This is a genomic window from Chryseobacterium indoltheticum (assembly GCF_003815915.1).
In the GTDB taxonomy this organism is placed as follows: Bacteria; Bacteroidota; Bacteroidia; order Flavobacteriales; family Weeksellaceae; genus Chryseobacterium; species Chryseobacterium indoltheticum.
In genome coordinates this window covers 160,708-174,283 of the sequence record NZ_CP033929.1, presented here as the reverse complement: position 1 = coordinate 174,283, position 13,576 = coordinate 160,708, and the positions used below count along the sequence as shown (strand labels likewise).

The 13,576-nt window shown below is 34.6% G+C and carries 15 protein-coding genes and 2 tRNA genes; 14 read left to right on the top strand and 3 right to left on the bottom strand.

The features are described 5' to 3' along the window. Positions 1-75: 75 nt before the first annotated feature. The 9 genes from rseP to EG358_RS00800 all read left to right on the top strand — a co-directional run bounded on the left by rseP (position 76) and on the right by EG358_RS00800 (position 6,087). A complete protein-coding gene (gene rseP / locus EG358_RS00835) occupies positions 76-1,422 on the top strand; it encodes an RIP metalloprotease RseP (RefSeq protein WP_076561491.1) in 1,347 nt (448 codons plus the stop codon). A gap of 80 nt (positions 1,423-1,502) precedes the next feature. Beyond that, positions 1,503-1,576: transfer RNA gene (locus EG358_RS00830), tRNA-Asn, on the top strand. A gap of 179 nt (positions 1,577-1,755) precedes the next feature. Then, positions 1,756-1,829: transfer RNA gene (locus tag EG358_RS00825), tRNA-Asn, on the top strand. Between the two features lie 33 nt (positions 1,830-1,862). Then, a complete protein-coding gene (locus EG358_RS19985; RefSeq protein ID WP_076561492.1) occupies positions 1,863-1,961 on the top strand; it encodes a GIY-YIG nuclease family protein in 99 nt (32 codons plus the stop codon). Between the two features lie 275 nt (positions 1,962-2,236). Next, the gene (locus EG358_RS19980; protein ID WP_394337951.1) at positions 2,237-2,320 is read left to right on the top strand and encodes a GIY-YIG nuclease family protein; all 84 of its coding nucleotides are present in this window, start codon (positions 2,237-2,239) and stop codon (positions 2,318-2,320) included. After that, complete coding sequence (locus EG358_RS00815) at positions 2,317-2,544, top strand: GIY-YIG nuclease family protein (RefSeq protein ID WP_076561493.1); 228 nt, start codon at positions 2,317-2,319, stop codon at positions 2,542-2,544. Before EG358_RS19980 ends, EG358_RS00815 begins: the two co-directional genes overlap by 4 nt. A 146-nt stretch (positions 2,545-2,690) precedes the next feature. Then, the gene (locus tag EG358_RS00810) at positions 2,691-2,918 is read left to right on the top strand and encodes a GIY-YIG nuclease family protein (RefSeq protein WP_076561493.1); all 228 of its coding nucleotides are present in this window, start codon (positions 2,691-2,693) and stop codon (positions 2,916-2,918) included. A gap of 147 nt (positions 2,919-3,065) precedes the next feature. Next, the gene (locus EG358_RS00805) at positions 3,066-3,293 is read left to right on the top strand and encodes a GIY-YIG nuclease family protein (protein ID WP_076561494.1); all 228 of its coding nucleotides are present in this window, start codon (positions 3,066-3,068) and stop codon (positions 3,291-3,293) included. 265 nt (positions 3,294-3,558) lie between these two features. Then, positions 3,559-6,087, top strand: coding sequence for a DUF5686 family protein (locus tag EG358_RS00800; protein WP_228422007.1), 2,529 nt, complete (start codon positions 3,559-3,561; stop codon positions 6,085-6,087). Positions 6,088-6,503: 416 nt separating this feature from the next. On the opposite strand, the gene rpmA is transcribed toward EG358_RS00800, so the two are convergent. The 3 genes from rpmA to EG358_RS00785 all read right to left on the bottom strand — a co-directional run bounded on the left by rpmA (position 6,504) and on the right by EG358_RS00785 (position 8,140). Continuing rightward, positions 6,504-6,761: a 50S ribosomal protein L27 gene (gene rpmA / locus EG358_RS00795; RefSeq protein WP_028121647.1), complete on the bottom strand. Its 258-nt coding sequence runs from the start codon at positions 6,759-6,761 to the stop codon at positions 6,504-6,506. A 28-nt stretch (positions 6,762-6,789) separates the two neighbouring features. Then, complete coding sequence (rplU, locus tag EG358_RS00790) at positions 6,790-7,167, bottom strand: 50S ribosomal protein L21 (protein ID WP_076561496.1); 378 nt, start codon at positions 7,165-7,167, stop codon at positions 6,790-6,792. Between the two features lie 79 nt (positions 7,168-7,246). Then, positions 7,247-8,140 (bottom strand): GLPGLI family protein, encoded by an 894-nt coding sequence (locus EG358_RS00785; RefSeq protein WP_076561497.1) that lies wholly within the window; start codon positions 8,138-8,140, stop codon positions 7,247-7,249. Positions 8,141-8,503: 363 nt separating this feature from the next. Here EG358_RS00785 and EG358_RS00780 point away from each other — a divergent pair, with 363 nt between their 5' ends. From EG358_RS00780 to EG358_RS00760, 5 genes are all read left to right on the top strand, one after another. Continuing rightward, positions 8,504-9,388: a neutral zinc metallopeptidase gene (locus tag EG358_RS00780; protein ID WP_076561498.1), complete on the top strand. Its 885-nt coding sequence runs from the start codon at positions 8,504-8,506 to the stop codon at positions 9,386-9,388. A 110-nt stretch (positions 9,389-9,498) separates the two neighbouring features. Next, complete coding sequence (locus EG358_RS00775) at positions 9,499-10,593, top strand: acyltransferase family protein (RefSeq protein ID WP_076561499.1); 1,095 nt, start codon at positions 9,499-9,501, stop codon at positions 10,591-10,593. Between the two features lie 74 nt (positions 10,594-10,667). Then, positions 10,668-11,249: a tRNA-(ms[2]io[6]A)-hydroxylase gene (gene miaE, locus EG358_RS00770; protein WP_066675320.1), complete on the top strand. Its 582-nt coding sequence runs from the start codon at positions 10,668-10,670 to the stop codon at positions 11,247-11,249. 7 nt (positions 11,250-11,256) lie between these two features. Next, positions 11,257-11,874, top strand: coding sequence for a DUF502 domain-containing protein (locus EG358_RS00765; protein ID WP_076561500.1), 618 nt, complete (start codon positions 11,257-11,259; stop codon positions 11,872-11,874). A gap of 232 nt (positions 11,875-12,106) precedes the next feature. Then, entirely contained in the window at positions 12,107-13,483 is a 1,377-nt protein-coding gene (locus EG358_RS00760) for a tryptophanase (protein ID WP_076561501.1), read from the top strand. Positions 13,484-13,576: the final 93 nt, after the last annotated feature.

Sequence of the window (13,576 nt, the reverse complement as noted above, 5' to 3'; positions counted from 1 at the left end):
CATTTAGAGGAGCTTTTTTGTTTGGCATCCTTTTGATAATTGTTACCTTTGCAAATTAAAATCTAAAAACAATTAATGGAATTAGCAATTAAGATCTTTCAATTTATATTAAGCATATCTATCTTAGTAATTCTTCACGAACTTGGGCATTTCTTACCCGCAAAGTATTTTAAAACCAAAGTAGAAAAGTTTTATCTTTTCTTTGACCCTTACTTTTCTTTAGTTAAGAAAAAAATCGGCGAAACTGAATACGGTATCGGATGGCTTCCTTTCGGAGGTTATGTAAAAATTGCCGGAATGGTTGACGAAAGTATGGATACCGAACAACTAAAGCAGCCTGCACAGCCTTGGGAATTCAGAGCAAAACCGGCTTGGCAGAGATTGATCATTATGTTGGGTGGAGTTACGGTTAACTTTTTCCTGGCTTGGTTGATTTACGGATGTCTTTCGTTTTTCAATGGTGAAACTTCTTTTGATACAGCGAAAGTTGATGCTCCTATGAATTATACGAGCGTTGCCAAAGGAATGGGTTTCCAGGATGGCGATAAAATCTTAAAAGTTGACGGGAAAACTCAGAATAATCTTGATAAATTAGCTTTAGATGTTCTTTTAAGTGACGAAATCACAGTTTTAAGAAACGGAAAGGAAGTTACATTCCCAACGAATGACGATGGTAAAGCGATGGCTTTCAGAGATGAGAATCCCAGAGCATTCCTTACGCCTAGATTTCCTGCAGTAATCGATTCTATATACAATCCTAAAACTGCTCAAGCTGGTTTGAAAGTTGGTGACCAAGTTGTTGCTGTTGATGGAAAGAAAATTTCATATTACGACGAATTTCAGGAAACTGTAAGAAATAGTCCCGGAAAAGACCTGAAAGTAGATGTAGTAAGAGGTGGAACAATTCAGCCGCTTGTTTTATCGGTATCTAAAGAAGGAACTTTAGGATTGGCTTCTTATAAGCAATTAACTAAATTCTATGAAACGAAACACTTTTCTTTTGGAGAATCTATCGGAAGAGGTTTCACAAGAAGTATTGAAAGCTTAACGTATCAGGTAAAACAGTTCAAATTAATCTTCAATAAAAAAGTTCAGGGTTATAAGAAAGTTGGTGGTCCATTGGCTATCATCAAAAATATGCCTGTTGACAAAGCAAGAGACGGAAGTGTATCTATTGACTGGACGGCTTTCTGGAGTTTTACAGCAATGTTCTCTGTTTGGTTGGCATTCTTAAACCTAATTCCAATTCCTGGATTGGATGGTGGACATGTAATCTTCACTTTATACGAAATGATTGTTGGTAAACCTGTTCCGCAAAAGATATTAGAAAATGCACAGATGGTTGGTGTTATCTTCTTGTTAGGCTTGATGTTACTGATTTTTGGAAGTGATATTTTTAAATGGGTTACAGGAAATCTTTAATTTTATTCAAAAAAATAATTAAAAAACTTGCGTGGTACAAATATCCGTCCTATATTTGCACCACTTAAAAATAAGGACATTCCTCCTTAGCTCAGTTGGTTAGAGCATCTGACTGTTAATCAGAGGGTCGCTGGTTCGAGCCCAGCAGGAGGAGCAAAAAGACTTACAGAAATGTAGGTCTTTTTTTGTTTCATACTTTCCTTTTTTAATTTATTTTAAAATTTAAATTCCTGAAAAATAATCTGATAGCAGGTTTCCTGTAATTTTGGGTAAAAAATATTTGCTTACTATTATTTTTCATATTATCTTTGCACCACCTTAAAAGAGGAACATTCCTCCTTAGCTCAGTTGGTTAGAGCATCTGACTGTTAATCAGAGGGTCCTTGGTTCGAGCCCAAGAGGAGGAGCAAGCCGTAGTCGTTTAGATTACGGCTTTTTTTATGTTTTATATTTATATTTTGTTTTCAGAATCAGCAGATAAATACTACATCGGATATTCACAATTTCCGAATGAAAGACTTTTGAAACATAATCAGTAGGAACTTTAATACATTCACTCGAAAATTCCGTCCGTGGAAAATAGTTGCTCTCTTTGAGGTTTCTGATGATAAAACTATAGTCATTACTATTGAAAGATATATTAAAAAACAAAAATCCCGAAAACTTTTGGAAAAACTATGTGATGAAAATCACCAACTGTCTGGAATTTTAGCTCAGTTGGTTAGAGTCCCGAACCTTCGGGATTAATCAGAGGGTGCTGGTTCGAGCCCAGCAGGAGGAGCAAACCGTAGTCACTTAGATTACGGTTTTTTTTATGTATTATATTTATATTTTGTTTTCAGAATCAGCAGATAAATATTACACCGGATATTCACAATTTCCGAATAAAAGACTTTGAAACATAATCGGCAGGAAAACTTTAATACATTCACTCGAAAATTCCGTCCGTGGAAACTAGTTGCTCTTTTTGAGGTTTCGGATGATAAGGCTAATGTCATTGCTGTCGAAAGGTTTATTAAAAGACAAAAATCAAGGAGATTTATAGAGACGCTTTGTGATGAAAATCACCAACTGTCTGGAATTTTAGCTCAGTTGGTTAGAGTCCCGAATCTTCGGGATTAATCAGAGGGTGCTGGTTCGAGCCTAGCAGGAGGAGCAAACCGTAGTCACTTAGATTACGGTTTTTTTATGTCTTATATTTATATTTTGTTTTCAGAATCAGCAGATAAATATTACACCGGATATTCACAATTTCCGAATAAAAGACTTTGAAACATAATCGGCAGGAAAACTTTAATACATTCACTCGAAAATTCCGTCCGTGGAAACTAGTTGCTCTTTTTGAGGTTTCGGATGATAAGGCTAATGTCATTGCTGTCGAAAGGTTTATTAAAAGACAAAAATCAAGGAGATTTATAGAGACGCTTTGTGATGAAAATCACCAACTGTCTGGAATTTTAGCTCAGTTGGTTAGAGTCCCGAATCTTCGGGATTAATCAGAGGGTCGCTGGTTCGAGCCTAGCAGGAGGAGCAAACCGTAGTCACTTAGATTACGGTTTTTTTATGTCTTATATTTATATTTTGTTTTCAGAATCAGCAGATAAATATTACACCGGATATTCACAATTTCCGAATAAAAGACTTTGAAACATAATCGGCAGGAAAACTTTAATACATTCACTCGAAAATTCCGTCCGTGGAAACTAGTTGCTCTTTTTGAGGTTTCGGATGATAAGGCTAATGTCATTGCTGTCGAAAGGTTTATTAAAAGACAAAAATCAAGGAGATTTATAGAGACGCTTTGTGATGAAAATCACCAACTGTCTGGAATTTTAGCTCAGTTGGTTAGAGCCCCGAATCTTCGGGATTAATCAGAGGGTCGCTGGTTCGAGCCCAGCAGGAGGAGCAAAAAGACTTACAGAAATGTGAGTCTTTTTTTTATTTTATTTCCTCTCAAAATATAACTTTTGTATTTTATTAAATATCAGCTTTAAGCTTTCTCTGAGCGCAATATTCATAGCTTTATTTTCGTTACATTTGCAGGTTTATAGATAAACATCAAAGTCTGTAAAAAACTTTTAAAATTTAATAATAAAACAGCATAGTTTTTGTTTAAGCTATTGCTCGAAGATACGAATGATGTCAACCAATCAATTAAAATACGGTCTCCTATATATATCCCTTTTTATAACCAGTCTTTTTCATGCTCAAAATACAGCAAGCGGAAAGATTGTAGATGCTAAAACCAATAAAGAAGTCAGCGCTGTCGAGGTTTTCATTAATGAAAGCGATACGCCTGTTCTTACCACTGCTTCAGGAAGCTTTACTCTACAATCTGACAGTATTATTTACAAATTAAGATTTCAGAAAAAAAACTATGCGTTAGAAAGTGTAGATATTACTCCCGACAGCAACAATAATCTTCTTATTAAACTGTCGTCTGAAAAAGTAAGCAGCATTGAAGAAGTTGTCATTCACAACGAGAAAACAAAATTTAAAAATAAAAAAGAAAATCCGGCATACAGAATTATGCAGGAAGTGTGGAAGCGCAAGAGAAATAACGGTCTTGATAAATTTGATACCTACACTTATAAAGAATACGAAAAGATTCAGTTTGATGCCAATAATCTCGACAGTGCTTTTATGAACAGGAAAATCTTCAATAAATTAGACTTTATTTTTGATTATGCCGATTCTACTGCAAGAGGAAAAATGGCATTGCCTATTTTCTTAAATGAATCAATCTACAACCATTTCGGAGAAAACAAACCAAACAAGAAAACAAAAAAACTTTTAGTCGCGCAAAAAACATCCGGATTTCAGGATAATCAGGTTATTGCGATTACGGCTAAAAATCTTTATCGTGACATCAATATTTATGATAATACCTTAAATTATTTTGATATCGGGTTTCCGAGCCCGGTAGGAACTGATGGTTTTAGCACGTATGATTATAATTTGACTGATACAGTCTCCATTCGGGGAGAACAGGCGTATAAAATACGTTATCAGCCTAGAAGATCTGAAGTTTTGGCTTTCCAGGGATATCTTTATATCGACACCGATTCTTATGCGGTTTTAGAAGCTACTTTAAAGTCTACAAATAAAATCAATGTCAATTTCATCAACGCTATTTCTACAGAATTAGAATATGATAATCCTGATGACGAAACATTTTTGCCTAAAAAATACGTCACAGAAATTGAAATGACCCCTTTTTCGAAAAAGAAGACAGCAAAAAGCATTATTGCAAAACGGTCTGTAGATTATTCTGATTATGATTTTAATAAACCCTTAGCAGATACTGTTTTCACAAGGAGAAAAGAAGAATATGACGATCGCTTTGTAGACAAGGATGATGCTTTTTGGGTGAAAGCAAGGCCAGACTCTTTATCGAAAGAAGAAAAAGGGGTTTATGAAATGCTTGACAGGTTACAACAGACTCCAAAATTCAATAGAATTCTTAAACTTACAGAAACGCTTGCTTCTCGATATTATAATGTTACAAAAGGCGTCGATTTAGGTCCGATAACCTCAGTCTACGGGAAAAATGAAGTGGAAGGTGATAGAATAAGATTGGGAGCGAGAACCTATTTTACGCAAAATGACCCTTGGAGAGTTGAGTTTTATAATGCTTACGGTTTTAAAGATCAGCAATTTAAATATGGGGTTGAAGGTCGATATATGTTCAATAGAGTCAATCGTTTTATGGTGGGAGCCGGAACCAAAAGAGATATTACGCAATTGGGTGTGCAGCTTACAACGGAGGACGGTATTCTGTCGCGTTCATTTGCTTCTTCGACAGTTTTTGCCAGAGGAGAAAATGCTTCTTTAAGTTCGGTCAACCAAACGAGTGTTTTTACTTCTATTGAGCCTTGGAAAAACTTTCAGGTAAGAGTTGACGGGACGATGCAAAGCATTAAATCTGCCAATCCTTCAGGTTTTAGTTTGATGTATTTCAGAAATGGTGACTTAAGAAAGACGACCAATGATTCGCATGTTACGATTAGTTTGATTGCAAGACCGGGCGCTACTTTTTCTCAAACCGGAGTTGACCGATATGAGCATGGAACATTGGCTCCGACCATTGTTTTAAAATATACAAGAGGTATTGAAGGTTTGTTTAATGCAGATTTTAATTATAACAAATTGCAGTTTATGTTTTACAAGCCGATTCTTTTGGGAAGTTGGGGAAAAACATTGCTGAATTTTGAAGCCGGGAAAAACTTTGATACCGTTCCTTTGGCACTGCAGAATATTATTCCTGGAAACCAGTCGTACGGAATTGTTCCGAATACGTTTGCTCAGTTAAATTACTATGAGTTTGTTGCAGATACCTATTCTACGCTTCATATAGAACATCATTTCAATGGTAAAATACTTTCTTATATTCCACTTATTAAAAAATTGAAATTAAGAGAAGTTGCGTTTATCAGAGGCGCTTACGGATCATTAAGTGATGCTTCAAAAAATATTAATGTTGATAATTTAAAATATTCTGCACCCGATCAGCAAGTGTATTATGAATACGGATTTGGGATTGAAAATATAGGTTTCGGAAACATCAGAATTTTCCGTGTAGACTTCAATTGGAGAGGAAATTATCTTGACCGACCGGATGTTTCCAAATTTGGAATTAAAGCAGGTTTTCAGTTTGGCTTTTAAAATTATCAATAATGTATTTCTTCAACGAGCCTGCAGAGCCTTTTACGTCGTTTACGTATTATGACATAACTTTCCTTATTTTAGTCTTAATAATCAATATTTATATATTCAGAAGTAGTAAAAATATTAAGATAAATCGTTTTATGAAAATATCTATATTTTTACTTTTCTTTATATTAATTCCCTATATATCAAACGCGATCGAAACCAAAAACATTTATAAGAAATTTATAATCGTTGACAGTTTTAATCTTTGGTATTTAATATTTAAATATCCAGTTAGGTGGTCAATAGGGATCTTAGAAATATTATTTTTATCTAAATTATCAGAAAAACAATCCGCTACAAATTCATTAAGCGCAAAAAATCCTCAACAAAAATGCTGAGGATTTTATTTTTATAAAACGCTAATTTAATTATGCGTTTGGTTCAATAGATACAAATGATCTGTTGTTTGCTTTCTTTCTGAAAACTACTTTACCGTCAACAAGAGCGTGCAAAGTGTGATCTTTACCCATACCAACATTTTCACCTGGGTGATGTTGAGTACCTCTTTGTCTGATAATAATGTTACCAGCAATAGCGTCTTGTCCACCGAAAATCTTCACACCTAATCTTTTAGAATGAGATTCTCTACCGTTTTTGGAACTACCAACTCCTTTCTTATGTGCCATTTTATTTTAAGGTTTTTTGGTTAAACAATTATTCTGCGCTTTCAGCGTCAGCTTTTTTAGTTGTTTTTTTAGCAGGCTTCTCTGCTTTTTTTCCTTCAAATCCTGTGATTCCAGTGATTTTGATTTGAGTTAAAGATTGTCTGTGACCGTTTTTAACTTCATAACCTTTTCTTCTTTTCTTCTTGAAGATGATTACTTTATCAGCCTTTACGTGGTCAAGGATCTCTGCCTCTACAGTGATACCGCTTACAGCTGGGGCGCCTACAGTGATTGCTCCGTTTACAGTAAGTAAGATTTTATCGAAAGATACTTTCCCTCCTTTATCTCCTTTCAAACGGTTCACAAACAACTTCTGGTCTTGCTCAACTTTATATTGAAGCCCTGCTATTTCTACAATTGCAAACATTGTCTATAAATTTTTAGTTAATTCGAGGTGCAAATGTACTGATTATTTATTTAGTAACAATATGATTTTGAGAAATTTTCTACTTTCGGTGTAAATTTAATTCCAGCTGATTATTGTTCGATTTATATTTCCTGGCTGATAATTCTTCGAAAAACTTTATGATTTCTGCGTTGTTGGTTAATTTTTTGCCTTCTCCTGTAGTAACGGTCATCGAATGATTAGGATTAGCCAAATCGAGTTTAATATCTTTTGCAGGATCATTTTTGTAAGTCATAAATAACTTTTTGTATTGAGCCGGATTTACTTTTACTCCTTCAAATTCATGTTTAGCTTCTTTTTGAAGTGCTAAAATATAATCCCAAGAATGATCTTCAGCTTTCAGCTTCTTGTTTCCTTTCAATAAAAACTGATGTGACTTGGTTTTATCTTCTAATTTCACAATCAAACCGGGCAAACCGTGAAACTTGTAAGGCCCGTCGGGAAAAGGCAGATCTTTTGAAAACCATGCTTCCCAAATTCTTCCTCCAAAATTTGCTGTCGCTTTCTGACAATTATAGCTTTCAATTTTTTTTGTTTCTGGAAGAATCTGCCATTTTATCACAGGAGTTTCCTCTACGACCATATTAGTCTGCTCAATATTTGTAAACCAATTAGTTTTAAAGCTCGGATATGACTTTTCTATTAAATAAGAGGTATTCCAATCTTCTGTGGTGGAAGAATAGCTTAAACTATTCGGAGTAGACTTTCTTTGCTCAATGATCGAATTGTTCGTGATAGAATCACTTGCGAATTTAGCCTGACCATAAAAGTAAGATTTGGTCGGAAAAATATCCAGGTTCACAAATTCTTTTTTCAGGCTGTCTGTTTTCGTGGAATCAATTCTGAACTGATATTCATAAGTGAAACGATTTCCTTGCGCAGATAAATTGAGAATGGCAAAAATAGCCAAAATAAGAGCGTATTTAAGTTTCATATTTTTATGATTGGTTGTTTCAAATATAGAAATTAAATTGCTTTTGTTTTATTCTTACTTTTAAAAAATATTCCACATTTAGATGAAGTGAGTTCTTTACAATGATTTTTACCACAAATTGAGCAATATTTCCACATCAGATCTTATTCATAAAGCCTCTTTAGTAAAGAGTTTTTATACCCTTCCAAAACGTCGCATGTTTTTTGGTTTTGGTATTTTATTTTTTTGATGCTTAAACACAACTGCATCTTTATCAAATAGTAAAAAATATTTTCGACCTGCATAGCATAGCTTTTTTTCGGTATGAATTAGTGAATTATTTCACATTATTGTATATCTTCGCTTTCACCAAAATATTTCAATATGAAAACAAACTTTAATTTCTGCTTACTAGCAGGAGCATTTGCTGTATTCTCATTATCAGCATGTAACGACGATACAATGGAAACTCCTGTATCTGAAACTCAAAAGGAAAACTTAAAACCTGAGCAGCCAAGCGATCTCGAAAAAATCTGTTATTATGTAGACCAGTACTGGAGCTCAAGTGCCGTATTAACGACATCATTACCGAGCTCTACAGACACGAGTTTTATGAATGCTCAGATGACAAAAATTGCCAGTTTATGGGGAAGGAGTAATCCGACATTACGTTTCGTAAATGATCCGTCCAGTCCAAATTCTACGTATAATGCGATTTCGTATTCCACTGGAAAGATCTATTATGGATACGCAATTTATGCCGATGCAAAAAACAAAGGCGGAAATATTGTTAATGCAATGATTCTAGCTCATGAATATGGTCACCAGTTGCAGTATATTTTTGGATTGCCTTCTGTAAGCGAATCCACGGCAAGACCAAACGAATTGGAAGCAGACGGTTTTGCAGGATATTATCTAAGAAGACCCAATGGATACAACCAAACATCATTTGCCCAGATTGCTGCGGCATATGAGTTTGCCCAAAGTATTGGCGATTATCAGACAACCAGTGCAGGACATCACGGAACGCCGCCTCAAAGGAGATCTGCAGTACGTTTAGGTTTTCTTTTAGGACAGTACGACCTTTCTGCAGCAGATTTTGATTACAACTTCTTTTATTATTATCAGGGAGTTTTAAACGGAACTTACAAAATGGCAAAAAACTCAAAATATCCTGAGTTGGATGCTTACATGAGCCAATATCTTGATGAGCTGAAAAAAATTCAGTCAGGAGAAATTTCTGCTGAAGAGTTTAAAGAACTTAAATAAGCATTTATTTTAATATTTTTAATAAGAGGTAAGACATTGTTCTTGCCTCTTTTTCTTTGTATAGAATATTGATAAAGTTTAATTACTTTTGGAAAATAATCCACATTTAGATGAACAGAGATCTCTACATTGATTTTGCGAAAGGTTTAGCCACGCTTTCCATTATATTTATTCACACGGCATTTTGGTCGGGGCAGTTTTATATCATTCCGGAAATCCGTGTGTTTTCTTTGGTTTTTGATGTTGCGCTTTTTTATGCTTTAAGTGGTATCACGTCAGGAAATAATATTGAGAAAACGCTTTACCGTTTACTAAAATTGCAGATAACGTACATGATCTTTGTGACGCTTCTGTTCTTTTTAGATTATTTTTTCAAAATATTCGGGCTCACCTTTTTCTCACTCGAATGGCTGCAAAGTTTTTACTCAACATTTGGCTCAAAGTATTTGGCAACAAGTATTTCAACAGCACCGCAATGGCAGAATTTAGGGAATTGGTATCTTCACGAATACAGCAATGCAGATACTTTCCCTGTTGTGATGGGAAGTTTTTGGTATCTTAAAGTCTATTTTATTTTAACCGTTTTTGGAGTTTTAATTTTAAAATTTTTCCCCAAACATGTCAATTGGTTTATCGGACTTTGCATTGCGTTAACTTTAATATTTAATATTTTCCCGGAAATTTATCCAAGTGGGCAAGTAGGATATGTTGCTTTTTATATGACAGTTTTCCTTGTCGGAAACAGAATGAGAGGTAAAAAAATACCGACAAAAATGATTCCTGTTCTTTACGGATTGGTGGCCTTGGCGTTAGTTTGGATGTTTTGGTACTTTGGAAACGAAATATTTTTTAAAATCAATAAGCAAAAGTTTCCGCCGCAAACGCCATATATTATCTGGACTTTCTTTTCTCTGACGACTTTATTTATTTTGTACAACAGATTAAAAATTAAAAAAGAAAATTTTGTTACCCATATTGGTAAAAACGCAATCTTCTTTTATTTCGGTCAGGGAATCAGCTCTTCATTGGTCTATTTTCTTGTTGTTCCGATGAAAGAATTGATGCCTTGGTGGGTTTTAATGGTCATTATTTACATTATTAATGTTGCTTTGGCTTTTATCATTGCAACTGGTTTAAAGAAATTTGATGCTTTTGGGTGGAATGTTTTAGAAGTTTTAAGAAAGAAAACCGCTTCTCCAAACTAAATCAGCTACGGAATTTGAAACAAAACGATAATTCTTATCGCAATTTATTTTAAATTTACAGAAATTTTTAAATTATGTTTAAGTTGAAACTTCCTACCGACCCAAGGTGGGCAAATATTGCAGAGGATAACATTCAGGAAATTTTGACCGATCATGCATGGTGTGAGCAAAAAGCAGCTACCAATGCAATAGGATTAATTACAATGCTTCCGGAACGTCCGGATATTGTAAAAGAACTTTTAGCAATTGCTCAGGAAGAATTGGAACATTTCGGGCAGGTTCTTGAGATTATTACAAAACGAGGTTACACTTTTGGGCGAACTAGAAAAGATGATTATGTTAACGAATTGGTGAATTTTATTCAAAAAGGAGGTCACAGAGATACTTTAATTGTCGATAAAATGCTTTTTGCTGCGATGATTGAAGCCAGAAGTTGTGAAAGATTTAAAGTTTTAACAGAAAATATAAAAGACGAAGAACTAAAAACTTTCTATAAAGAATTAATGATTTCTGAAGCCAATCATTACACTACCTTTATCGGATTTGCCAGACAGCTTGGCGATCCTGAAAAAGTAAACAAGAGATGGGAAGAATGGCTGGAATATGAAGCAGGCATTATAAAATCTTACGGAAATAAAGAAACTATACACGGATAAAAATAAATTGAAAAAGCCGACTTTTGAAAATCTGACTAATTTTTTCCTGAAAAACTTTTTTCAGGGATTGCTGATTATTGGTCCCATCGGATTGACCATTTTTGTCATCTGGTCTGTTATTACGTCCATAGACAATATTATTCCGTCTGTGGCAAGGCAAATTCCGGGGTTGGTTTTCATTTCAACATTGCTTATTACAGCATTACTGGGTTATCTGGGAAACAAATTTGTGGTCGGAAGATTCTTTGTAGATTCTATCGATAGATTATTAGAAAAAACACCTGGTATCAAGCATATTTATTCACCTACAAAAGATGTAATGTCTTCGTTTGTAGGAGATAAGAAAAAATTCAGTGATCCGGTTTGGGTGAAAACCAATGAAAATCCTGAGATCTGGAGAATAGGTTTTCTTACGCAAAGAGAGATGGCTGATGTACATAAAGATAATTTTGTAGCAGTTTACCTTCCGCATTCTTATGCAATTTCTGGCTGGGTGATTGTAACTGAAGAAAAAAATATAAAACCTGTTGTAGGAATGTCTGCAGCTACGGCGATGAAATTTGCGGTAAGCGGCGGCGTAGCAGGTTTTCATTCAGATGAAAATATATTTAAAGCTCCTGAGTAAATTTCTTTTACTCGCTTTAAACTGTCTGATTTTAAAACATTAAGAAATTTGACACTTTCAAAAAGTTAAAGCATAGTGCTTAATAAACATTTTTTTAGTGTTTTTCCTAATTAAACTTAACATCTTAATTTAATCTTAATGGTTAAATTTTAAACAGTATCAAAAATACATCTGATGATTTGAAATCAATTTCAAATTAATTTTTCTTTAATAAAATCTAAAAATATATCACATGGAATTACCATATGCAGAACCGTTTCGTATTAAAATGGTGGAAGAAATCCGTCAATCTACAAGAGAAGAAAGAGAACAATGGCTGAAAGACGCAAAGTTCAATTTATTTAATCTAAAATCTTCGCAGGTTTATATTGATCTTTTGACAGATTCCGGAACTGGAGCAATGTCAGACAGACAATGGGGCGCTTTGATGACCGGAGACGAAAGCTATGCCGGTTCTCGTTCTTTTGAGCAACTGCACAAAACTGTACAAATCATTACAGGTTTTAAATATCTATTACCAACACACCAGGGAAGAGCTGCTGAAAATGTTTTGTTTTCGGTTTTGGTAAAAGATGGTGATGTGGTTCCGGGGAATTCACATTTTGACACCACAAAAGGTCACATCGAAATCAGAAAAGCACACGCAATCGACTGTACAATTGATGAAGCTTTTGATATTAACGACCTTCATCCTTTTAAAGGAAATATCAACCTTGAAAAATTAGAAGAAGTTTACAAATCTCATCCAAAAGAACAAATTCCTTTCTGTTTGGTTACCATTACCTGTAATTCTTCAGGAGGTCAACCAGTTTCTCTTGAAAATATGAAAGCGGTAAAAGCACTTTCAGACCAATACGGAATTCCAGTATTTTTTGACTCTGCAAGATTTGCTGAAAACGCCTACTTCATCAAAAAAAGAGAAGCAGGTCAGGAAAACAGAAGCATTAAAGATATCTGTAAAGAAATGTTTTCTTATGGTGAAGGAATGACGATGAGTTCTAAAAAAGACGGTTTGGTAAATATCGGTGGATTCATCGCTTTAAATAATGAAGACGTTTTCAGAAAAGCTTCAAACTTTACGATTATTTATGAAGGATTCATCACGTATGGTGGAATGGCCGGAAGGGATATGGCTGCTTTGGCTGTTGGTCTTGATGAAGCGACTGAATTTGCTTATCTGGAAAGCAGAATTTCTCAGGTAGAATATCTTGGAAATAAATTAATTGAATACGGAATTCCTGTACAAAAGCCAATTGGCGGACATGCGGTTTTTATTGATTCGTTGGACTTCTTACCAAATGTTTCTCGTGCAGAATATCCGGCGCAAACTTTAGGTTTAGAAATCTACAAAGAAGCAGGAATCAGAACGGTTGAAATCGGAACTTTACTAGCAGACAGAGATCCTGAAACCAGAGAAAATCGTTATCCGAAACTGGAATTGGTTCGTTTGGCGATTCCTAGAAGAACGTACACCAATAATCACATGGATTACATCGCTGCTGCAGTGAAAAACGTTTACGAAAGAAGAAATGAAATCTCAAAAGGGTATAACATTACTTGGGAACCTGAAATTTTAAGACATTTTACGGTTCATTTAGAAGAGGCTTAAGAAAATAATTGTTAGAATAATTGATAAGTTTTGGCGCAAAATCGAAGATTTTGCGCCAAAACCATTTTTTAATAATATCTTTTTTGATAGGAT

Bases quoted from the DNA above. Each gene is read 5' to 3' on its own strand.
- rseP (WP_076561491.1), top strand. From the start codon at position 76: ATGGAATTAGCAATTAAGATCTTTCAATTTATATTAAGCATATCTATC.
- EG358_RS19985 (WP_076561492.1), top strand. From the start codon at position 1,863: ATGTTTTATATTTATATTTTGTTTTCAGAATCAGCAGATAAATACTAC.
- EG358_RS19980 (WP_394337951.1), top strand. From the start codon at position 2,237: ATGTATTATATTTATATTTTGTTTTCAGAATCAGCAGATAAATATTAC.
- EG358_RS00800 (WP_228422007.1), top strand. From the start codon at position 3,559: ATGATGTCAACCAATCAATTAAAATACGGTCTCCTATATATATCCCTT.
- rpmA (WP_028121647.1), bottom strand. From the start codon at position 6,761: ATGGCACATAAGAAAGGAGTTGGTAGTTCCAAAAACGGTAGAGAATCT.
- rplU (WP_076561496.1), bottom strand. From the start codon at position 7,167: ATGTTTGCAATTGTAGAAATAGCAGGGCTTCAATATAAAGTTGAGCAA.
- EG358_RS00785 (WP_076561497.1), bottom strand. From the start codon at position 8,140: ATGAAACTTAAATACGCTCTTATTTTGGCTATTTTTGCCATTCTCAAT.
- EG358_RS00780 (WP_076561498.1), top strand. From the start codon at position 8,504: ATGAAAACAAACTTTAATTTCTGCTTACTAGCAGGAGCATTTGCTGTA.
- EG358_RS00775 (WP_076561499.1), top strand. From the start codon at position 9,499: ATGAACAGAGATCTCTACATTGATTTTGCGAAAGGTTTAGCCACGCTT.
- miaE (WP_066675320.1), top strand. From the start codon at position 10,668: ATGTTTAAGTTGAAACTTCCTACCGACCCAAGGTGGGCAAATATTGCA.
- EG358_RS00760 (WP_076561501.1), top strand. From the start codon at position 12,107: ATGGAATTACCATATGCAGAACCGTTTCGTATTAAAATGGTGGAAGAA.